The sequence below is a fragment of the Nannocystis exedens genome, from assembly GCF_002343915.1.
Taxonomy (GTDB): domain Bacteria; phylum Myxococcota_A; class Polyangia; order Nannocystales; family Nannocystaceae; genus Nannocystis; species Nannocystis exedens.
Genome location: NZ_NETK01000001.1, coordinates 3024168 through 3044136 on the forward strand (window position 1 = coordinate 3024168; position 19969 = coordinate 3044136).

A 19969-nucleotide genomic window follows, 5' to 3' on the forward strand; every position below is an offset into this window, starting at 1 on the left:
CATTCATGGGGACCGCTGGAGGTGCGCCGAATCGTGGTCGGGCTGCACGTGCATGCATTCGGCATCGGACGGTTTGGCCGCACAGCGCAATGGCTCCGCGATCGTCGGCGGCCGCAGCTCGTCGAGCTGGCCCGGCATCGGGGCCGCGCCGGGGCTGGCCGAAGCCGGACAGCCGGTGTCCGCCGCCCGGCCACCGCGTATCACCGCGTATCGCCGACCGACACCGCTTGCAGGCGGCCGTGCGCAGCCCTTGCCGGCTTGCGATTCCGCCGACCTCGCGCCCGCGCCCGACGGACCGTCCGCGATCGGCCATCAGGACGCGGACGGCGGGCCCTGTGCGAAACCGCGCAAAGCACGCACACGCTGCCCCCTTGCCTGTTCTGCCCGGATTTCCGACAATTCATGGTCGGTGTCCTTCATCAACACCAAGGCCGGCGAGATCGGCGTCAAGGTCGTCTACTTCGGGCCTGCTCTGGCCGGCAAGTCGACGAACATCCGCACGATCCACCGCAAGACCCGGCCGGCCCTGCGCGGGCGGCTCGACGAGATCGCGGGCGTCGAGCCGATGCTGTCGTTCGACTTCGCCCCGGACACCTTGCCGCGGATCGCCGATCGTTACCGCGTGCGGCTCCACCTCGTCACCGTGTCTGGCCCGGTGCTGAGTCCGGTCTCGCGCAAGCTGGTGCTGAAGGGCGTCGACGCCGTCGTGTTCGTCGCCGACACTCAGGAGGAGGGCGGCGAGCTGGTGCGGTTCGAGGACAACGTCGAGTCGATGCAGCAGCTGCTGACGCTGCTCGACGACCTCGGGGTCGACAGCGCGGTCATGCCGATGGTGCTGCAGTACAACAAGCGCGACCTCGTCGAGGGCCCCGCGCTGCGGCTGCCCGAGTCGGCGCATTCGCACCCGATCGTGCTGTCGACGCTGGAGGCCCTCGACGAGGCGATCAACCCCAACGGTCTGCCGACGATCCAGGCCGTCGCCACCCAGGGGGTCGGCGTGATGGACACCCTGCGGGTCGTCGTCAAGGACCTGCTCGAGCCGCTGCGCGCCGAGTACGAGGGCAGCGGCGACCGCTACCCGATCGCCGCCGGCAGCTCGGGCGGCTGGCCGCGCGTGTGACCGCGCGACCATGTCCCCCGGGACAGGCGCCGGGGGGCGGCACCTGCCCGGGGTCGCGCGGCGCTCAGTCTTCCTGCTTCTTCGTCTCGTGCGAGTCGATCAGGTGCCTGTAGTTGGGCACGTGCTCGGTCATCAGCTTCTTGAATCCGCCGCTCTCGTCGTCTCGCCAGTCGCGCAACAGCTCCGACGCGACCGCGAACCACGACATCGGCTGGGCCCCGGCCATGACCATACGGGCGATCGCCGGCCCGGTCGAGCTGAGGCACAGCGAGCCGGACGCGTCGGTCACGACGTAGACCTTGTAGCCGGCCTCGATCGCCGACAGGGCCGCGAACGCGACGCACACGTCGGTCGTGATGCCGGCGATGATGAGCTGCTTGCGGCCGGTCTTCTTGACCGCCTTGACGAACTCGTTGTTGTCCCAGGCGTTGATCTCGCCCTCGCGGCGGATGATCTGCGTCTTCGGCAGGCGCTCGCGCAGCACGGGCATCAGCGGCCCGTTGGGGCCGTCCTCCTTGCTGGTGGTGACGACGACCGGTAGCTTGAACAGCTTGGCGATGTCGGCCAGAGCGCAGACGTTCTGCTCGAACACGACGGGGGAGTTGTCGTGGACCAGCTGGAACAGGCCCGACTGGTGGTCGATGATCAGGAGGGCAGCCTCGTCCTTCGACAGGCGGTCATACTTTTGTTTCGCGCGTTCAGTGTCCATGATGTGTCCTTTCGAACATGTACGCAGGCGCGCGGTGCATGGGCGGCCTGCGACCGGACACCATAGCCACGGGCCTCGGCGCGCGAGCCTCCGGCCGCCGCCGCGGCCTTGGGCCCCTACGGCCGCGTCGCCGGGCCTGCCGGGGCTATCGGCCGCGGCTGCCGCGGCGCGCCCGTGCGCGCGGGCGTCAGTCGACCTGTCCGTCGAGACCGAGCAGATACGCCACCAGCGCGGCGCGCTCCTCGTCGTCGAGCGCGCTCGTGCCCCCGTGCAGGTCGCCCGGGTTCTTGGCGCGGGTCACCTCGAACAGCGTCGCCGCCGAGCCGTCGTGCAGGTACGGCGGCGTCCGCCACAGCCCGTGCAGCGTCGGCGTGTCGAGCCCGCCCGTCCGTCACCCGTCCTTCGCCGCCGCGTGCGTCCGCCGCCACTGGCGGACCGCCAGGTACACGAGCGTGTAAGACAGCCCCGCGATCGTCGGGATGGCCACCGCCGCCCCGAGCGCGAACGGCCCGAGCATCGACGTGAACAGGTCCCACCAGCCGGCCGCGTCGAGCGCCCGCAATTCGGCCCAGGAGGGCAGCGGGCGGCCCATCAGCGCCAGCCCGAGGTACAGCTCGCCGGCGTAGAACACCGCCCCGGTCACCGGGTTCACGACCGCCGTGCCGAGGTACGTCGCCGGGATGTTGACCTTGAGCAGCGGCGCCAGGGCCAGGGCGATCAGCATCCCCGCGAACGGGATCGGGATCAGCGACAGCCCGACCCCGAGGGCGAACCCTCCGGCCACTCCTTGCGGCGTGCCGTTCAGCGCCAGCAGCCCCGTGACCCAGGTGCGGACCCGCCCCATCACTTCTTCTCGCTCGTCTTGTCTTTCTCGAGCTCCGCGTTCGCGGCCTCCACCCCGGCCTTGGCCGCGTCTTTGAGCTCGTGGAGCTCGGCCTTGCCCTTCTCGACGGCCTCGCGCGCGCCCTGCTCGACCCGGTCGGCGCCCTGCTGGATCCGCCTCGCCGCGTCCTCGGCCCCGACCTCGATCTTCTCCCCGGCCACCTTCGCGCCCGACTCGACCACGTCGACCGCCTTCTCGGCGCCGACGCGGACCTTCTCCCCGGCCGCCTTGGCCGCCTGGGCGGCCGCGTCGATCGCCTCCTTCGTCTCCTCGGCCGCGCGCTTGCTCGCCGGCGAGTCGCCGCAGCCGGCCAAAAGCCCCGAGAGCACGACCGCGAGCGCCTGAATTCCGTGTCCGCGCATGGATTTGTCCTCCGAAGTCGGCCCAAGCGTGATCGCGAACGCCGGCCCGGACAAGCGTGCTTGCATATCTACTCAGGAGTAGATATGGTCGAGGGCGATGGGTCGACCGGCAGCAGGGAGCAACACCACGGCCACGCCCGAGCGGCTGCTCGACGCCGCCGACGCCGTGTTCGCGCAGCACGGATTCCGCGGCGCCCGGCTCGAGGACATCGCCGCCGCCGCGGGCATCCGGCGGCCCTCGCTCCTCTATCACTTTCCCTCGAAGGAGCTGCTCTACAACGCGGTCGTGCGGCGCACCTTCCAGCGCCTGGGCGCCGCGCTGACCGAGGCGATGCTGCAGCCCTCGAGCTTCTCCGAGCGCTTCGACGCCATCATCGACACGTACACCAACTTCCTCGAGGAGCACCCTGAGCTGGCGCGGATCCTCGTGTGGGAGCTGCTCGACGGGCAGGGTCCCGGGCGCGTCGTCCTGCTCGAGCAGGTCGTGCCGCTGCTCGACCTGACCGAGCGGTTCGCCCGCATCGAGGGCCGTCGCTTCATCCGCGCCGACCTGCCGGTGCGCGCGGCGATCTTGCAGATCGCCAGCGACCTCGTGCTGCGCACGTCGGCCCGCGAGTTCAAGAGCGCCCTGTGGGGCGACCAGGTCCACGCGCGGGTCCTCGCCCGCGCGCTCTTCTTCTCGAACAACAGCGGAGAGTAACGATGCACGTCAAGGAGCTCCTCAACCAGGCCAGCGCGTACAACCCCAGCACGGTCTTACAGAAGGTCCTACGCAGCGGCAACGTCAAGGTGGCGCTGAACCTCCTGGGCCCGGCGATCCGCGGGCTCGTGCTCCACGGCGGGCGCAGCAGCACCAGCGAGATGCAGGCCAATCACAAGGCCCACTTCGACTGGACGTATCAGCGGACCCAGCCCGAGATGTCGCGGCTGTACGAGATCGCCAAGACCTCGCAGTGGAACGCGACCACCGACCTCGACTGGTCGATCGACGTCGACCCGTTCGACCCGCGCCGCGAGCTGTTCCCCGAGCAATTGTCGCCGCTGCCGAGCATCCCGGCCTATCGCAAGCTCGACCCGCGGGGCCAGCAGATCCAGCGCCACGCGCTGCTGGCGTGGATGCTGTCGCAGTTCCTCCACGGCGAGCAGGGCGCGCTGTTCGCCGCCTGTCAGGTCACCGAGGCCGTCCACTGGGTCGACGGCAAGCTCTACGGCAGCACCCAGGTGGTCGACGAGGGCCGCCACGTCGAGGTCTTCTACCGCTACCTCAACGACAAGCTCGGCAAGCTCTACACCGTCAACGACAACCTGTTCACCCTCATCGACGCGCTGATGACCGACGGCCGCTGGGACCTCAAGTTCCTCGGCATGCAGATCATGGTCGAGGGCCTGGCCCTGGCCGCGTTCGGCACCCTGCGCCAGACCAGCCGCGAGCCGCTGCTGCGCGAGCTGCTCAAGTACGTCATCACCGACGAGGCCCGCCACGTCCACTACGGCGTGCTGTCGCTGCGCGACTTCTATCATCAGCTCCCCGAGACCGACCGCCGCGAGCGCGAGGACTGGGCCTTCGAGGTCGCGGTGCTGATGCGCAACCGCTTCCTCGCCCACGAGTTCTACGACGAGTTCTACGCCCACGCGCTGACGCGCAAGCAGTGGGACGAGCTGATCCTCAGCTCGACGTACATGCAGAACTTCCGCAAGACCATGTTCCGCCGGCTGGTCCCCAACCTCAAGCGCATCGGCCTGCTCACCGACCGCGTCCGCCCCCACTACGCCGCCCTCGGCCTGCTCGAGTGGGAGAACGAGCGCGCCGCCCCCGACCTCACCGCCGGCGACCTGATCCGCGACTCCGACACCCCCGTCGCGCTCAACTGAGGGGGCGCTCGCCTCGACGGACATGTCTCTCAGGGCATGTCGCGAAGAACATCTCACTAATCGAAGCACACCTCGCCGGTCGGCTGGCAGTCCTTGACCCACGCCGCCGGGTCGGCGCACTCCGGCGTGAACGCGATCAGGCACGCCTCGAAGAAATCGCGCGGCTGCAGCATGCAGTCGACGATCTCCGCGTAGCCGGGCGGCTTCGTCTGCGAGCGCCACTGCCAGCGCACCTCGTCGGTCCCCGCGCCGCGGGGGATCAGCCGGTGCAGCGCGCACGGCCCGTCGCACCGGGCCACCTCGATCACCCCGGTCGCGCGGTCGTACAGGGCACCCAGCGCGCACATGCCCTCGGGGCCAGGCTGCTCGCAGCCGCCCGCGCAGTCCCAGCGCGAGCACGATTGGTTGTCGAGGCACGCGAACAACCCCTCCGGCAGGTACGGCCCGCTCGTCGGCGCCGGCTCCTCGCTCGTCGCGCTCGCGGTCGCGGGGTCTCCCGCACCCGTCGTCGTCGTCGTCGTCGAGTCCTCGCTCGTACTCTCCCCGGGCGCTCCCGGCGGCCGCTCGCTGCACCCGCTCCACAGCGCCAGGCCCACGACCACGCGACGCAACATGCCTCCACCATAGCCGCGGTCCGGCGGTTTCGCGCGGCGGGTCCGATGGGGGTACGAGCATCGCGCGGATTCGCACGCGCGGGCCGACGCGACGTCGTCGCCTGCTCCAGGCATCATGCGCCGGTGACCGCCCCCCAGCTCCGCCAGATCGGTGCGACCCAGATCCTCGTCCTGCCCGACACGGGCCCCAGCATCGGCACCGTCGACGACGCCATCCAGCTCATCGGCGACGCCTCCGGCAGCGGCGCCGACACCGTCGTCATCCCCGTCGCCCGCCTGCACTCCGACTTCCTGGTCCTGCGCACCCGCATGGCCGGCGAGTTCACGCAGAAGTTCGTCATCTACCAGCGCCGCCTCGTCCTCCTCGGCGACCTCTCGCTCGCCCTCATCGACAGCGACGCCCTCCGCGATTACGTGCGCGAGGCCAACCGCGGCGACAGCGTGTGGTTCTTCGCCGACTGGCCCGAGCTCGAGCGCCGCCTCGCCGGCGACCCGGGCTGAGCGACGCTCCCCACGGCCGGTCGCGCCGGCCAGGTTCACGGCGGGAAGTCCATGACGAACGTCGTGGCGAAGTCGGCGAACGCCTGCTCCCACAGCGCCATGGTCGCCGCCGGCCCGATCGCCGCGAGGAACGCGTGCTGCTGGCCGCCCTCGACGATGACCCCCAGGAGCCGCGCATCGGCGTCGAGGCGCCGCTCTCGCCCCGGGAGGACCCGCTCGGCCGCGCTCGCCGGCATGTCCACCAGCGTGAGCCGGAGCGGCCCCCGCACCATCGCCTGCACTTCGCTGGCCCCGTTCCGCGGCCGGCCCTCCGCCTGGGAGAACTGCGCGCGCCACTCGAGGAACTTGGCCAGCGATTCGTCATCGTCGCCGAAGCGATAGACCACGAGCTCGGCGTCGCCTCCGGGCCCAGGGATGACGAACGTCGTCTGCGGCGCGGACGACCTGCTCCATTCGACCGGTACGCGGAATCGCAGCCCGGGAATTTCCTCGTTGCGGGTCCGGCCGCTGATCCGCACCCCGGACGTCGCGTCCTGCGCCGGCTCCGCCTCCGCCGCTCCGACCCCGGGCGTCGGCGACGTCTTCGGCGGCTGCGGGTCCTTGTACGTCGAGACCCGCGTGTCGATCCCTCGCGCCAGCAGCTCCTCCTCCTGCCGGCTCTGGAGGTGGTCCGGCGAGCCCTTGCACGCGACCCCGAGGGCGGCGAGCGCGACGATTCGAACGGCGGCCATCATACGCTGCGACGATAGCAAACGACGCGACGCCGACAACCAGCGCGCCCGCTCGCGCCGCTCGTCGCCCGTGCGCTCGACGATCGCGGGTTGCGAGCGCTCCTGTTCGCGCCATAGACAGCCGAGGATCCGACGGCCGCCTCGCACGCGGGCCGAGCCCGCTGCATCGAATCGTGGAGCGCTCATGGAAATGCCCAGTCCCTGCGACCTCGGCAGCCCGCTCGCTCCCGACGAAAGGACCCCATGAACAACGACGACAACCCCGAGATCCCCCGGGCCCAGCAGTTCGCGGAGCAGGCGCCGTCGACCATGATGAAGGCGCTCGAGTGGCACGGCGCCCAGGACGTGCGGGTGGTCGAGCGGCCGCGGCCGGTGCTGGGCGAGGACCACGACGTCATCGTCCGCGTCACCGCCACCACGATCTGCGGCTCCGACCTCCACCTTTATCATCACAGCGTCCCCGGCATGCGCGTCGGCGACGTGCTCGGGCACGAGTGCATGGGGATCGTCGAGGAGGCCGGGCCCGCCGTGCAGAGCGTCCGCAGCGGCGACCGCGTCGTCGTCTCCGCGGTCATCGCCGAGGGCAACTGTGCCTATTGCCAGGCCGGCCTGTACAGCCTGTGCGACGTGACGAACCCGAGCGAGGTCATGGAGGCGCTGTACGGCCATTGCACCGCCGGCATCTTCGGCTACTCGCACCTCACCGGCGGCTACGACGGCGGCCAGGCCGAGTTCATCCGCGTCCCCTTCGCCGACGTCAACTGCCTCCCGGTCCCGCCGACCCTGTCCGACGAGCAGGTGCTGTTCCTGTCGGACATCGTCTCGACCGGCTGGCACGCCAACGAGCTCGGCGCGGTGCAGCCCGGGGACACCGTGGCGGTGTGGGGCTGCGGGCCGGTGGGCCTGATGGCGCAGGCCTGGGCCCGCGTCCGCGGGGCGGAGCGCGTCATCGCCATCGACCGCGTCAAATACCGGCTCAACGTCGCCCGCCAGGCGCTCGGGTCGGAGGCGATCGACCTCGCGGAGGACGACGTCATGAGCACGCTCCGCGAGCTGACGCGCGGCCGCGGCCCCGACGTCGCGATCGAGGCCGTCGGGTTCCGCTACCCCAAGACGCTGCTGCACAAGGTCGAGCGGGCGCTCAAGCTCGAGACGGACGCGATCGACACGCTGACCGAGGCGATCCGCTCCTTGCGCAAGGGCGGGCGGCTGGCGATCGTCGGCGACTACTTCGGCTACGCCAATCACCTCCCGGTCGGCGCGATGATGGAGAAGGGGCTCATCGTCCGCGGCGCCCAGGTGCACGTGCAGAGCTACTGGCGGGACCTGCTGCGGCGGATCGAGCTCGGCGAGCTCGACCCGACCTTCGTCATCTCGCACCGCATGCGCCTCGACGAGGCGGCCGAGGCCTACCGCCTGTTCGACCGCAAGGAGGACAACGCGCTCAAGATCGTGCTCCGCCCGTGAGCCCCGGCGCGGGCCCACCGGACGCCTCGAAGCGCAGCATGGGCTGGACCGTCGAGCTCCACGAGCGCGGCCTCGATGGACCCACCCGACGCAACGGCGCCCTTGCAGCGCAACCATCCTTCCGCGTGTCGGCAAACCCCTTACGTCCTCGCGGGCCGCAGCTGCACGCTCCCGCGATTTTTGTCACGGCCTCATCCGCCTCCGCCGCGTCGGTTCGCCCCGCATCGATGTTCTAACCGCCGACATGAGCGGCGCCCTCCTCTCTCCGATTCGCCTGCGCAACGGCCTCGTCGCGCGCAACCGCGTCTGGCTCGCCCCGCTGACTAACCAGCAGAGCAACCACGACGGCGTCCTCTCGCCCGAGGAGCAGCGGTGGCTCGAGCGGCGGGCCGCGGGCGGCTTCGGCGTGATCGAGACCTGCGCCGCGCATGTCTCCGAGGACGGCCAGGGTTTTGACGGGCAGCTCGGCGTGTGGGGCGATCATCAGCTCCCGCGGCTGCGCGAGCTGGCCGCCCGGATCGGGCAGGCCGGCGCGCTCGGCCTGGTCCAGCTCTACCACGGCGGCGTGCGTTCGCCGTCGCGCCTGACCGGTCGGCAGCCGTGGAGCGCCAGCAGCTTCACCGAGGCGCGGCCCGACTTCGAGGTCCCGCGGGCCGCCGAGGTGCGCGACATCGAGGCCGCGATCGACGCCTTCGAGCAGGCCGCCCGTCGCACCGCCGCCGCCGGCTTTCACGGCGTCGAGCTGCACGGCGCCCACGGCTATCTCCTCGGCCAATTCCTCAGCCGCGTCATGAATCAGCGCACCGACGAATGGGGCGGCTCCTTCGCCAATCGCGCTCGCCTCATTCGCACCATCGCCCGCCGCGTCCGCGCCGCCACCCCCCAAGACTTCCTCGTCGGCGCGCGGATCTCCCCCGAGGATTTCGGCCACGCCCGCGGCCTCGACCTCGACGAATCGCTGCAGCTCGCCGCCTGGCTGGCCGAGGACGGCGTCGACTTCCTCCACGTCTCGCTGTGGGACACCCGGAAGAACACCGCCAAGCGGCCCGACCAGCACGCCGTCCCGCTGTTCCGCGCCGCCTTGCCGAAGGACGTGCAGCTCGTCGTCGCCGGCAACATCTGGACCCGGGCCGAGGCCGAGGCCGAGCTGGAGCGCGGGGCCGACTTCGTCGCGCTCGGCAAGGTTGCGATCCTGAACCCCGACTGGCCGCGGCACGCCGCCGATCCGTCGTACCAGCCCGAGCGCGGCCCGCTGACGCCCGCCCAGCTCCACGACCTGGCGATCAGCGACCGCTTCGTCGACTACCTGCGCCGCTTCAAGACCATCGTCCGCGACGCGTGACGGCTGCGCCGCCATCGCGGCGCACCGTCACCGCGCTCACGAACATCCGCGGTGACAGTGCCACGTCCCCGCAGGCGCCCGAATCGAGCGAACCGGGGCATCGTCGAGGGGCTCTGCCTCGCCACCGCACGCCGCCCGCGGTCGGCCGATTACGCAACCTGTCCACAAAGACATCTCGTCTGAATCAGCGCACCGACCTCCGCCGCAACTCCGCGCGCGGTCCGGCGTCGGTGCCTGCCGGAAGCGGCGCCCGCGTCTCGGGCCCCGCGGCCGACTTGGGGCGCGCCACCGGCTCGCCGGCGCGCCTCCGCGAGACCGGGTCGCAATCGCCCGCCATCGCTCTCGTTTCCCGCTTGTTCGCCCCCCGGATGTCCACGTATGAGCGGAGCATGCGGACCATCCTCCTCGTCGCCTCGATCGCGCTCGCTTGCACCTTGCGAGCGCAGGAGGCCGCCCCCGACACCAAGCCCGTCGACACCAAGCCCGTCGCCCCCCCTGCGCCTGCTGCCCCGCCCGCGCCGCCGACCCCGCCCGCGCCTCCGGCTCCGCCCCCGTCGCCGACCCCCCGCCGCTCCTGCCCCGGCCGCACCGGCGACCTGGCTGGCAGGCCCCGACCGCTATCAGTTGCCGACCAAGGTCGGCTGCCTCGAGGCCGAAGAAGGGGGCCCGTTCTGCGGCGTACACGTCATCGACCTCGAAGGCGACAAGACGACCACCCTGCTGTCGCGCGATCGCAAGACCTGGGTCGTGCGCGCCGGCAAGGCCGAGACGCCGACGACCGTCGAGTTCGTGAAGACCCCGCGGCCCGCGGGCCTGCTCAAGCGCGTCGAACCGCCCTTCAAAAGCCCTGGCTCCGGGTCGACCGTCGCCGTCGAGCCGGCCCACCCGCTCCTCCCCGAACCGTTCGAGCTCGCCGCGGTGCGCAGCTTCCTCGACGACTTCGCGCTCGTCGGCGACAAGCTCTACGGCATCGGCCTCGTCGAGGAGACGAGGCTCCTCGAGATCGATCCGGCCAGCCGCTCCTTCGTCGCCGTGGACCTCGCCGGCAAGTCGCCCCTCGCCGTGTTTCCCCACGGATCCGAGCTGGCCCTGTACCTCTCGGGCGGGCGCAAGAAGTCGGTCGCCACGTTCGACCCGTCCGCGCGGAAGCTCCTCCGTAAGCTCGAGATCCCCCGCGACCTCGAGCCCGAATGCCGGCGCACCCACCACTACTACGACGAAGAAGCCGTTTATTTCGTGTCGGCGGCCGGGCGCTTCTACGTCAGCTTCTCGTGCTACCCCGACGCGTGAGCGGCGGCCCGCGGCGGTCGGCCGGCGAAGCGCCCGCCCCGCCGGCCCGACAATTGTTTGACCCGCGCCGGGCACTGTTCGGTGGGGCCCATCCGTGACCACGAGCCGACCACGCCGGAGCGACCTCTTCGACCGCGCGCGCGCGGACCCTGCCCGTCGGGCGCCCCGGGCGAGCGCGCGGGAGGCGAGCACCGCGACGTCCGCCCCGCGATCCGCAAGTTGGCCCCGCCCTGGCCTCGCGCGGCTCCGCCCGCCGCCGCCTCGCCCCCAGGTGTCCGTACCAGCCGGCTCCCCGCTCGCAACGACATGCCCTTCAGGACAGGTTATCACCCGACCTCCCACGCCCGTCCGTCATGACCGGCGAGGTGTGCTTCGTCATGCCTCGTCCGGTCGCCTCGCACCTGCGCGAGCGCGCACGCGTGGGGCTCACGCCGTGAGCCTCGCAACTCGCCGATGGCTCTGCTATCCCGTCTCCTGGCTCGCGCTGTTCCAGGTCGCCTGCTCCGAGCGCCGTCTATAATTATGGACACCCCGTCGCGTATCTTCCTTCTTTCGTCGCTCATGTTGTCGATGCAGGTCGCGGCCTGCTCCGAGCCGGTCGCCGGCAGCGAGGGCGAGCCGACCACCGGCGGCACCACCACCGGCGACCCGGACGACACCACGACCACCTCGACCACGGGCACCACCGGAGTGCCCGAGGACCCGGGCACGAGCGGGCCGACCACCACCGACTCGACGAGCAGCGGCAGCACGACCTCCGGCGACGAGGTCGTGCCCGAGCCCGAGGTGTTCGACGGCCAGAAGCTGCCGTGGGACGAATTCGGCCGCTGGAACTGGATCCCTTTCAACGACTCTCAGTGCCGCGACGGCAGCTCGGCGGGGATCTGGCTGCGCTACGGCAAGGGCCCGGGCCTCGTCGTCTCCTTCCAGGGCGGCGGCGCCTGCTTCAACGCCCTGACCTGCGCCAACAACCCTGCCGACGTGGGCGACACCTGGGGGTTCCTGCTCAACGGTTACGGGATCTTCGACAGCGAGTGGGCCGACAACCCGGTCCACGACTGGAACTTCGTCTACATCCCGTACTGCACCGGCGACGTCCATGCCGGCAACCGCACCGACGTCGAGGTGCCCGGCGTCGACGGCCTGCAGCAGTTCGTCGGCTACCGCAACGTCACCGCCTTCCTCGACCGGATCGTCCCGACCTTCGCGGCCGCGCCCAACGTGCTCGTCACCGGCACCAGCGCCGGGGGCTTCGGCGCCGGCATCCACTACGACCGGATCGCCCGCGCCTTCCCCGACGCGCGCGTCACCCTGCTCGACGACTCCGGCCCGCCGCTCGCCAACGACGTGCTCGCGCCGTGCCTGCAGCAGCAGTGGAGCGACCTGTGGGGCCTCGAGGACGCCCTGCCGGTCGACTGCGACGACTGCTACCCGAGCGAAGGCGGCGGCCTCGTCAACCTCGCCCGCTACCTCGGCGAGAAGCACCCGAAGCAGCGCCTCGGCCTGGTCTCCTCGACGCAGGACGTGACGATCCGCTTCTTCTTCGGCTACGGCGAGGACGAGTGCATGCCGAAGACCATCAACGTCCCCGCCGGCGACTTCGAGGCCGGCCTCGTCGACCTGCGCGACAACCACGTCAACGAGCCCGCCGGCGTGTGGAGCACCTACTTCATCGACAGCGGCGACCACGTGTGGACGCTGGACTACCGGTTCTCCGCCACCTACGTGCAGAACGTCCGCTTCGTCGACTGGTTCGCCGATTTGCTGGCGGGCAAGGCCGGCCACGTCGGGCCGTGACGTCCATGCCCCCGAGGACATGCCCCATCGTGCATGTCTTTTAAGACATCACCGCCGCTGGTAGGCAAATTCTTTACCCCTCGGCGGCCGCCCGATCGCCGGTGACGTCGTCGCTCCTCCCGGGCCTGCGACGTCGCACCTGACCTGCGGCATGCGGCGGGTTCGCCGCCGGCGCGCTGGATTTGTCGCCGGTCCTGTCGGATGGCCGGGCGCATCTGCTACAGCATGGCGATGATCGACCTCTACACCGCAGCCACGCCCAACGGGCACAAGGTCTCGATCGCGCTCGAGGAGATGGGCCTCCCCTACGAGGTCCACGCGCTCTCGCTCACCCGCGGCGACCAGAAGCAGCCGGAGTTCCTCGCCATCAACCCGAACGGCCGGATCCCCGCGATCGTCGACCGCGACGCCGGCGACTTCGCCGTGTTCGAGTCGGGGGCGATCCTCATCTACCTGGCCGAGAAGACAGGTCAGTTCCTGCCCGCCGACGTGCGCGGGCGCAGCCGCGTGATCCAGTGGCTCATGTTCCAGATGGGCGGCGTCGGCCCGATGATGGGCCAGGCCAACGTGTTCTTCCGCTACGCGCCGGAGAAGATCCCCTACGCCATCGGCCGCTACCAGCGCGAGGTCCGGCGCCTGTTCGAGGTGCTCGACAGGCGGCTCGCCGAGGTCGAGTACCTCGCCGGCGACTACTCGATCGCCGACATGGCGACCTGGCCGTGGGTCCGCGGCCACGACTGGGCGGGCGTCAGCGTCGACGGCCTCGACCACCTCCAGCGCTGGCTCCGCGACATCGGCGAGCGGCCCGCCGTGCAGCGCGGCCGCAACGTCCCGCCCTCCGAGCCGCAGCCGACCGACGACCGGCTGAAGGACATCCGCGACAAGCTCCTCGTGTGACCGGCCGGGCCCGCGCGACGGCCGTGGCGAGCCGCAGCCGACTGGAAACCGGTCCGTCTCCCGCTCACGCCAGCCCGTAGAGCGCGTCGACCAGCGCGTCGAGGGCGGGCGCGACCGAGGCGTCGCCGGCGGTCCAGCGGTCGACGAGCGTCGCGATCTGCGCGACGATCTCGGCGTCCCACGCGTCCGGCGGCGGGATCGGCAGCCCGCGCAGCTGGCGGGGCCCGATCCGCAGGTAGCCGCGGGCCAGGCGGTCGCCGCCGTGGACGTGCTGGTAGTAGTCGTCCATCGCCCGGCTGTGGACGATCGCCGCCAGCACCCGCAGGTCCGCGGGCCACCAGCAGATCGTCGTCGACTTCCCGGCCAGGATCTCGCCGCGGGCGTCGATCATCGCCTCGAGCGTGCGCGTCATGCCGGCCACGATCAGCTTCGGCGTGCGCGCCTGGGCCAGGCGGCGCGGCGGCAGCCGCTCGGGCGCGGCGATCACCGGGCGGAGGAAGCTGCGCCCGAGGTAGCGCAGCGGCGTCTTGCCCCACAGCTCGGCGCAGCGGTCGATCGTCCCGCTGTTGACCACCCGCAGCCCGGCCTCGCCCTCGACGATCAGCTCGGCGATCGCGTAGGCCTCGGCGACGGTGGCCGCGCCCCACACCTGGGCCAGCCCGCCGAGCGGCTTGCCGACCGCGCGCATGTGGGCGACGCAGGCGGCGTCGCCGCGCCCGGAGATCGGCCACGGCCCCGCGGACAGACCTGTCCCGAGGGACATCTCCACACATTCGCCGGCCCCGCGCGTGAGCGTCACGGGCTGCCCCTCGCCGGCCCCGCGGCGGGCCACGAACGCCAGCGGGTACACCCCCGCCGCGAACGGCGGCGCGCCGCTGAGGTCGTACAGCGCCAGCACCCGGGCCTCGCGCGTCAGCAGCCGGCGCGCCGCCGCGGCGTAGTCGGCCGAGGCCAGCTTGTTGGGCACCACCAGCGCCAAATGCCCGCCCGGCGCGCACAGCCGCAGCGCGAGCTCGACGAACACGCAGAACAGGTCCCAGTTGCCGCGCGCCGCCGCGTAGCTGCCGGCGCAGTAGCGGCGCAGCGCCGCGTGGTGGCGCGTCATCGCCTCGGCGTCGACGAACGGCGGGTTGCCGAGCACCGCGTCGAAGCCTTCGGCCGCCGCCGGGAACTCTTCCGCCCACACGAACGGCCGGCCCGCCTCGACCGGCGCGTCGGCCCCGAGCAGCGCGTTGCCGACCTTGATGTTCTCCGACATGTCCTCCGGGACAGCTCCGGCCAGCTCCGCCACCGCCGCGCGCGCCAGCTCGATCGCCGCCGGGTCGACGTCGACGCCGAAGATCGACGCGCGCAGCAGCGCGAGCCGGTCCGCCGGCCCCCACTCGCGACCTGTCTCTCGGGCCATCTGCTCGCCCCGGGCCAGCAGCGCCCTCCCGGCCGCGACCAGGAACGCCCCCGCGCCGCAGGCCGGGTCGACCACGCGCACCGTCGCCGCCGCCGGCGCGGCCGCCAGCGCCCGCCCGAGCGCGTCGTCGACCAGCCGGGCCACCAGCGGCGCCGGCGTGTAGAACACCCCGTCGCGCTTGCGCCGGACCGGGTCGAGCCCGCGTTCGTGCGCCCGCGCGGCCTCGTTCATGCCGGCGATCCCGGGCGCGCGAGCGTCAGCAGCAGCAGCGCGGCCGCCGCCGGGATCGGCCTGTCGCCGCGCCAGAACCCGTGGCCGAGCGCACCGCCTGCGGCTCGGGCGAGGACTCGGCCGGGCAGGGGGTTCCTCCTCTCGCTCGACAGGGCCGTGAGCAGGCTGACTCCGTCGACGGCGAGCACGTGGCCGCGGACCACCGCGCCCCATCCGGGCCGGGGCTCGAGCGACCTGGGGCCTTCGCACACCCGGGCAGTTTACCCACGCCCGCCCGACTGTGCTACCACTCCGGCGCGGGCCGGTCGGCCGCACATGCCCGGAGAGACATGTCCCAACATACTGCCCCGTCCGAACGCCACGCGCCGGTGATCGCCCCCTCGCTGCTCAGCGCCGACTTCTCCCGCCTGGGCGAGGAGGTCGTCGCGCTCGACCGGGCCGGGGCCGACTGGATGCACGTCGACGTGATGGACGGCCGGTTCGTCCCCAACCTCACGATCGGCCCGCTGGTGGTCTCCGCGTTGCGGCCGCACACCTCGCGCGTGCTCGACTGTCACTTGATGATCGAGGAGCCCGAGCGCTACGTCGGCGCCTTCGCCGACGCCGGGGCCGACATCATCACCGTCCACGTCGAGGCCTGCCGCCACCTGCACCGCAACCTGCAGCAGATCCGCGGCCTCTCGCGCAAGTCGGGCGACCGCGTGCTGGCCGGCGTCAGCCTCAACCCGCACACCCCCGTGTCGGCGCTGGTCCACGTGCTCGACCTGTGCGACGTCGTGCTGGTCATGAGCGTCAACCCGGGCTTCGGCGGCCAGCAGTTCATCCCGGCCGTGCGGCCGAAGATCCGCGAGCTGCGGGCCATGATCGCCGCCGCCGGTTTGCCGACCCGGATCGAGGTCGACGGCGGCATCACGGTCGACACCATCGCCGACGTCGCCGCCGACGGGGCCGACGCCTTCGTCTCGGGCACCGGGGTCCTGCGCAGCCCGCAGTTCGGCCGCGACTACGCGGCCGCCGTCGCGGCCCTTCGGGGAACCGCCGATGCCGCCATGATCTGGCGCACCTGACCCGCGGTCCCGGCCCGCCGGGGGCTCATCTCGGCTGCACGGGAAGTTGGCTGGAAGCGCGATCGGTGTCACAAAGGGCCGCGCCGATTCCACCATGCCGTCGCCCGCCCGTTGTTCCTCGTTCGTCGCGTTCGCCCTCGTGCTCGCAGCCGCGGGCGACGTCGCGGCCCAGTCGCCCACCGCCAAACCGCCCGCCGCGCCAGCCCCCGCCGAGGAGAGCGAGCCGGCCCCCGAACCGCCCCCGCCCCCTGCTGGCACCGCCGCCTCGACGGTGAAGACGACCGGCACCGTGGGCGCCCAGGCCCCGGCCAGCAACGGCGCCGCCAACATCGACGACACCAAGTTCGCCACCTCCGTCACCAGCGAGCCGATGGACGCGACCGAGGCGGAGATCTCCGCGGGCGGCCTGTTCACCTCGGGCAACGCCCGCTCGGCGGCGCTGACCGGCGGCGGCCGGTTCCGGATCCGCCGCAAGATCCACGAGTTCCAGGCGCAGTTGGTCGGCAACTACGCGCAGGCCTCGATCCGCCAGATGGACGGCTCGCGCGACGGCCAGCTGACCGCCGGCAACGTCCAGGGCCGCGTCCGCTACGACGTCTATTTCCACCCGCGGGTCACGTTCTTCACCATGTTGACGGCCCGCTTCGACCCGTTTCTCGGGCTCAACATGCGCATGCGCGTCGACCCGGGCTTCGCGTTCTACATCGTCAACCAGCCCAAGCACCGCCTGTGGGCCGAGATCGGCTACGACTTCCTGTACGACCAGCGGCGGGTCCGCCGCGGCGCCGACAACACGCAGTGCCCGGCCGGCACCTCCCTGGTGCTCGACGTGCCGAACACCACCTCGGCGATGCCGACCTGCGCCGCCCGCCCGAGCGTCGCCACCCACTCGGGCCGCGTCTTCCTCGGCTACAGCAACCTGCTGTCCGAGTACGTCACGTTCACCACCGGCATCGAGTACATCCAGGCGTTCGCGCCGTTCCGCTCGAACCCGGTCGAGACCGACGGCGGCAAGGCGCGCAGCAAGTCGTGGGTCAACTGGGACATCGCCCTGACCACCGCCCTCGGCAAGCGCTTCGCCTTCGCCACCAGCTTCACCCTCCGCTACGACAACGCCCCGCTGCCGGGCATCAAGAAGCTCGACACGATCACCTCGTTCAGCCTGGTGTTCAAGTTCATCTGAGCCTGTCCCCCGGGGCAGGCCGCGGCTGTCGAGCCCCGCGCGGCGGCCTGTCTCTCGGGACATCTTATCCTGTCCCTTTGGGCATCCAGCCGCTCGCGCGGCCGCCCGCCTCACTCGGGCACGTCGCACACCGGCTCGGGGTCGGGCGGCGCGCAGCGGTCGCCCTCGCCGCACTGCAGGTGGCCGATGCACTGGATGTAGCCCGTGTCCGCGCCGCAGCTCGAGCCCTCGCTGCCGCGGAGGATGCAGACCTGCGCGCCCGCGTTCGGCTGGCACTCGGCGTAGGGCAGGCACTCCCAGTCGGGGCAGGCCTCGCCGGGGCCGGGCTTCTTGACGCACCGGTTCGACGCGTCGCAGTAGTTGTCGAAGCGGGCGCAGGGCGGGTAGTTGCTGGGCGAGCAGCTCTCGCCCTCGTTCGGCAGCGCCCGGCAGGTGCGCCCGTCGTCACCGTCGTGGTAGCACCGCAGGCCCTCGGCGCAGGTCTCGCCGGAGCTGCAGTCGCCCCCGCGCTCGACCTCCTTCTTGCAGGTGAAGTTGTTGAAGTCGCAGTACAGCCCCTCGGCGCACGAGCCCGTGTCGTCGGAGCAGCCTTCGCCGGCCTCGCGGCGCGCGGTGCAGACCGTGAACAGGAACGTGTTGGGGTCGCGGGCGCAGAACGCGTCGTCTTCGCAGTCCGAGCCGTTGCACGGGTCGCCGATCTTCGGCCCTGCCCCGGTGTCGAGCACCCGGCAGGCGCCGGCGCAGCACATCCCCTCCGGGCAGCCGCCCGGCGGGAACCCGCACACCGCATCGCCGGCGCACTCCTCCGAGTTGAGGCACGGGTCGTAGTTGCGGACCTTGCCGACGAACACCTCGCGGCACACCTCCGGCGCCGCCGCCGGCCCGACGCTGAACAGCACCCGGTCGAGCAGATCGGCCTCGCACGCCAGCGCGCTCACCTGCTCGAGGCAGGCCTCGGCCGCCTCGGCGTCGAACGTCACCCGATCGGCCTCCAGCGCCGCGAGCAGGTACTGGAAGCGCCCGCTCGTGTCCCACACCAGGGCGTCGCGGCACTGCCCGCGCGACTGGAACACCGAGCAGCCGCTCGACCAGGCGCACAGCGCCTCCTCGTACTCGCCGGCGAAGTTCTCCGGCGTCGCCGACTGGGCGCACCCCGCCGCCGCCGCGCCGAACCACAGCACCAACCCGGAGCTCGTCTTCCTCATAATGTCCTCCAAGACATGTCCTAAGCGTTATGTTCCTTGAGGCAGCTCGTCCTCGCCCGGCACCGCGCACACGCCGGTGACCTCGGGCGCCCGGCAGCGGGCCGAGGCCGGGTCCCAGCCGTCGCACTGGAGCGCCCCGGCGCAGCGGATGCTGTCGCCGCACGGCTCGCCCTCGCGGGCCAGGGCCACGCACTCCTGCGAGTACCACTCGCAGCTGCTGGTCAGGCCGCACGGCCTGTCCGCGCACGACTCGCCCGGCCCGGGCGCGACCACGCACTGCTCGCCCTGCGGGTCGCAGACCGAGCCGAGCGCGCTGCAGCCGAGGTACCAGTCCGCGAGGCAGGCCCCGCCGAGCGGCGCGAAGGCGTAGCAGCGGCCGTTGCCGAGGTAGCCCGGGTCGGCGCAGTAGAGCCCCGGCCGGCAGCCGCCGTCGCCGAAGTCGGAGCACGGCTCGCCCTCGCCGGCCAGCGCCCGGCACTCGCCGGTGTTGAAGTCGCAGTAGCCCTCGGCGTCGCACTCGTCGGAGCCGAGGCAGGCCGCGCCGACCGGCTGCTTCGCCGTGCAGACCGTGAACATCCCGGTGTTCGCGTCGCGGCCGCAGAAGCTGCCCTCCTGGCAGCGGCTGTTGCCGTTGCACGGCGTGCCGATCGACAGCGAGGCCAGCCGGCGGCAGCCGCCGAGGCAGCACGCCTCGCTGCAGCTCGGGTCGAAGCCGCACACCATCGTCGCCGCCTCCTGCGGCGCGCACTCGACCGACAGCAGGCACGGCCCGTTCTCCACCATCGTCCCGCGCAAGATCGCGTTGCAGGCCGCCTGCCCGGCCAGTTCGGCCTCCTCGGCCGCGTACGCGCCCGGCAGCGCGCAGCCGCGGGCCTCGACGTAGGCCAGGCAGCTCGCCGCCGCCTCGGCGTCGAACACCAATCGCCCCGCCGCCTCGCTCGCCAGCAGGTACTCGACCGCCTGCCCGGTCTCGCCGTAGTCGAGCCGCGCCTCCGCCAGCAGCCGCGGCGGGTAGACCGTCTCGAAGAACTCGACCGCCCGGCAGTCCGCCGCCTCGGCGAACGCCCCGCAGCGGACCGCCCACCCACAATATGTCTCTTCGGCCAGGTCGAAGAACTCGGCCAGGGTGATCGCCTCGCCGGTCGTCCCGGTGCCGGTGCCCGTGTCCGTGTCCGAATCGGTCGCGCCAGTCTGGTCGCTGCCGCACCCCAGCGCCGCGGCCAGAACCACGGCGGCCCCCCGACTCGAACTCAAGCGCATGCCTCACGCTACGGGCCGCGCGCGCGCCCTGTC

General features: G+C 71.9%; 20 protein-coding genes and 1 pseudogene. 11 read left to right on the forward strand and 10 right to left on the reverse strand.

The window, feature by feature from the left end; all coding sequences use genetic code 11:
* Positions 1-409: 409 nt before the first annotated feature.
* Entirely contained in the window at positions 410-1120 is a 711-nt protein-coding gene (locus tag NAEX_RS11755; protein ID WP_096327600.1) for a GTP-binding protein, read from the forward strand.
* A gap of 64 nt (positions 1121-1184) precedes the next feature.
* On the opposite strand, the gene NAEX_RS11760 is transcribed toward NAEX_RS11755, so the two are convergent.
* From NAEX_RS11760 to NAEX_RS11770, 4 genes and pseudogenes are all read right to left on the reverse strand, one after another.
* Positions 1185-1829: a hydrolase gene (locus NAEX_RS11760; protein ID WP_096327601.1), complete on the reverse strand. Its 645-nt coding sequence runs from the start codon at positions 1827-1829 to the stop codon at positions 1185-1187.
* Positions 1830-2133: 304 nt separating this feature from the next.
* A pseudogene (locus NAEX_RS54470) lies at positions 2134-2193 on the reverse strand (hypothetical protein); the annotation flags it as partial.
* A 27-nt stretch (positions 2194-2220) separates the two neighbouring features.
* Positions 2221-2673, reverse strand: coding sequence for a DUF2062 domain-containing protein (locus NAEX_RS11765; protein WP_096327602.1), 453 nt, complete (start codon positions 2671-2673; stop codon positions 2221-2223).
* On the reverse strand, positions 2673-3074 hold the full coding sequence (locus NAEX_RS11770) for a hypothetical protein (RefSeq protein ID WP_100793487.1): 402 nt from the start codon (positions 3072-3074) through the stop codon (positions 2673-2675). Before NAEX_RS11770 ends, NAEX_RS11765 begins: the two co-directional genes overlap by 1 nt.
* A gap of 97 nt (positions 3075-3171) precedes the next feature.
* Between NAEX_RS11770 and NAEX_RS11775 the strand changes: the two genes are divergently transcribed.
* Positions 3172-3774: a TetR/AcrR family transcriptional regulator gene (locus tag NAEX_RS11775; RefSeq protein WP_096327604.1), complete on the forward strand. Its 603-nt coding sequence runs from the start codon at positions 3172-3174 to the stop codon at positions 3772-3774.
* A gap of 2 nt (positions 3775-3776) precedes the next feature.
* Positions 3777-4946 (forward strand): ferritin-like domain-containing protein, encoded by a 1170-nt coding sequence (locus tag NAEX_RS11780; protein ID WP_096327605.1) that lies wholly within the window; start codon positions 3777-3779, stop codon positions 4944-4946.
* A gap of 56 nt (positions 4947-5002) precedes the next feature.
* Here NAEX_RS11780 and NAEX_RS11785 read toward each other — a convergent pair whose 3' ends face one another.
* Positions 5003-5560, reverse strand: a complete 558-nt coding sequence (locus tag NAEX_RS11785; RefSeq protein ID WP_096327606.1) for a hypothetical protein — start codon at positions 5558-5560, stop codon at positions 5003-5005.
* A 123-nt stretch (positions 5561-5683) separates the two neighbouring features.
* On the opposite strand from NAEX_RS11785, the gene NAEX_RS11790 reads away from it, so the two are divergent.
* Positions 5684-6061: a DUF4180 domain-containing protein gene (locus NAEX_RS11790; protein WP_211302395.1), complete on the forward strand. Its 378-nt coding sequence runs from the start codon at positions 5684-5686 to the stop codon at positions 6059-6061.
* Positions 6062-6096: 35 nt separating this feature from the next.
* On the opposite strand, the gene NAEX_RS11795 is transcribed toward NAEX_RS11790, so the two are convergent.
* A complete protein-coding gene (locus NAEX_RS11795; RefSeq protein WP_143141357.1) occupies positions 6097-6792 on the reverse strand; it encodes a hypothetical protein in 696 nt (231 codons plus the stop codon).
* A 243-nt stretch (positions 6793-7035) separates the two neighbouring features.
* Between NAEX_RS11795 and NAEX_RS11800 the strand changes: the two genes are divergently transcribed.
* The 5 genes from NAEX_RS11800 to NAEX_RS11825 all read left to right on the forward strand — a co-directional run bounded on the left by NAEX_RS11800 (position 7036) and on the right by NAEX_RS11825 (position 13585).
* Positions 7036-8259, forward strand: coding sequence for a zinc-dependent alcohol dehydrogenase (locus NAEX_RS11800; RefSeq protein ID WP_245913682.1), 1224 nt, complete (start codon positions 7036-7038; stop codon positions 8257-8259).
* A 244-nt stretch (positions 8260-8503) separates the two neighbouring features.
* The gene (locus NAEX_RS11805) at positions 8504-9601 is read left to right on the forward strand and encodes an NADH:flavin oxidoreductase (RefSeq protein ID WP_096327609.1); all 1098 of its coding nucleotides are present in this window, start codon (positions 8504-8506) and stop codon (positions 9599-9601) included.
* A 624-nt stretch (positions 9602-10225) separates the two neighbouring features.
* Complete coding sequence (locus NAEX_RS11815; RefSeq protein WP_096327611.1) at positions 10226-10891, forward strand: hypothetical protein; 666 nt, start codon at positions 10226-10228, stop codon at positions 10889-10891.
* 522 nt (positions 10892-11413) lie between these two features.
* On the forward strand, positions 11414-12688 hold the full coding sequence (locus NAEX_RS11820) for a pectin acetylesterase-family hydrolase (RefSeq protein ID WP_143141359.1): 1275 nt from the start codon (positions 11414-11416) through the stop codon (positions 12686-12688).
* A gap of 231 nt (positions 12689-12919) precedes the next feature.
* The gene (locus NAEX_RS11825) at positions 12920-13585 is read left to right on the forward strand and encodes a glutathione S-transferase N-terminal domain-containing protein (RefSeq protein ID WP_096333584.1); all 666 of its coding nucleotides are present in this window, start codon (positions 12920-12922) and stop codon (positions 13583-13585) included.
* Positions 13586-13649: 64 nt separating this feature from the next.
* Here NAEX_RS11825 and NAEX_RS11830 read toward each other — a convergent pair whose 3' ends face one another.
* Positions 13650-15221: an HsdM family class I SAM-dependent methyltransferase gene (locus tag NAEX_RS11830; RefSeq protein ID WP_170135654.1), complete on the reverse strand. Its 1572-nt coding sequence runs from the start codon at positions 15219-15221 to the stop codon at positions 13650-13652.
* Positions 15218-15472, reverse strand: coding sequence for a hypothetical protein (locus tag NAEX_RS50035; protein ID WP_211302396.1), 255 nt, complete (start codon positions 15470-15472; stop codon positions 15218-15220). The genes NAEX_RS11830 and NAEX_RS50035 overlap by 4 nt, the downstream gene beginning before the upstream one ends.
* A 78-nt stretch (positions 15473-15550) precedes the next feature.
* On the opposite strand from NAEX_RS50035, the gene rpe reads away from it, so the two are divergent.
* Positions 15551-16288 (forward strand): ribulose-phosphate 3-epimerase, encoded by a 738-nt coding sequence (gene rpe / locus NAEX_RS11835; RefSeq protein WP_096327614.1) that lies wholly within the window; start codon positions 15551-15553, stop codon positions 16286-16288.
* A gap of 94 nt (positions 16289-16382) precedes the next feature.
* Positions 16383-17471, forward strand: coding sequence for a DUF481 domain-containing protein (locus NAEX_RS11840; protein WP_096327615.1), 1089 nt, complete (start codon positions 16383-16385; stop codon positions 17469-17471).
* Between the two features lie 110 nt (positions 17472-17581).
* On the opposite strand, the gene NAEX_RS11845 is transcribed toward NAEX_RS11840, so the two are convergent.
* Entirely contained in the window at positions 17582-18676 is a 1095-nt protein-coding gene (locus NAEX_RS11845; protein ID WP_143141360.1) for a hypothetical protein, read from the reverse strand.
* Between the two features lie 27 nt (positions 18677-18703).
* Positions 18704-19930 carry a hypothetical protein gene (locus NAEX_RS11850; protein ID WP_170135656.1) on the reverse strand — a complete coding sequence of 409 codons (1227 nt, stop codon included), beginning with the start codon at positions 19928-19930 and terminating at the stop codon, positions 18704-18706.
* Between the last annotated feature and the right edge of the window lie 39 nt (positions 19931-19969).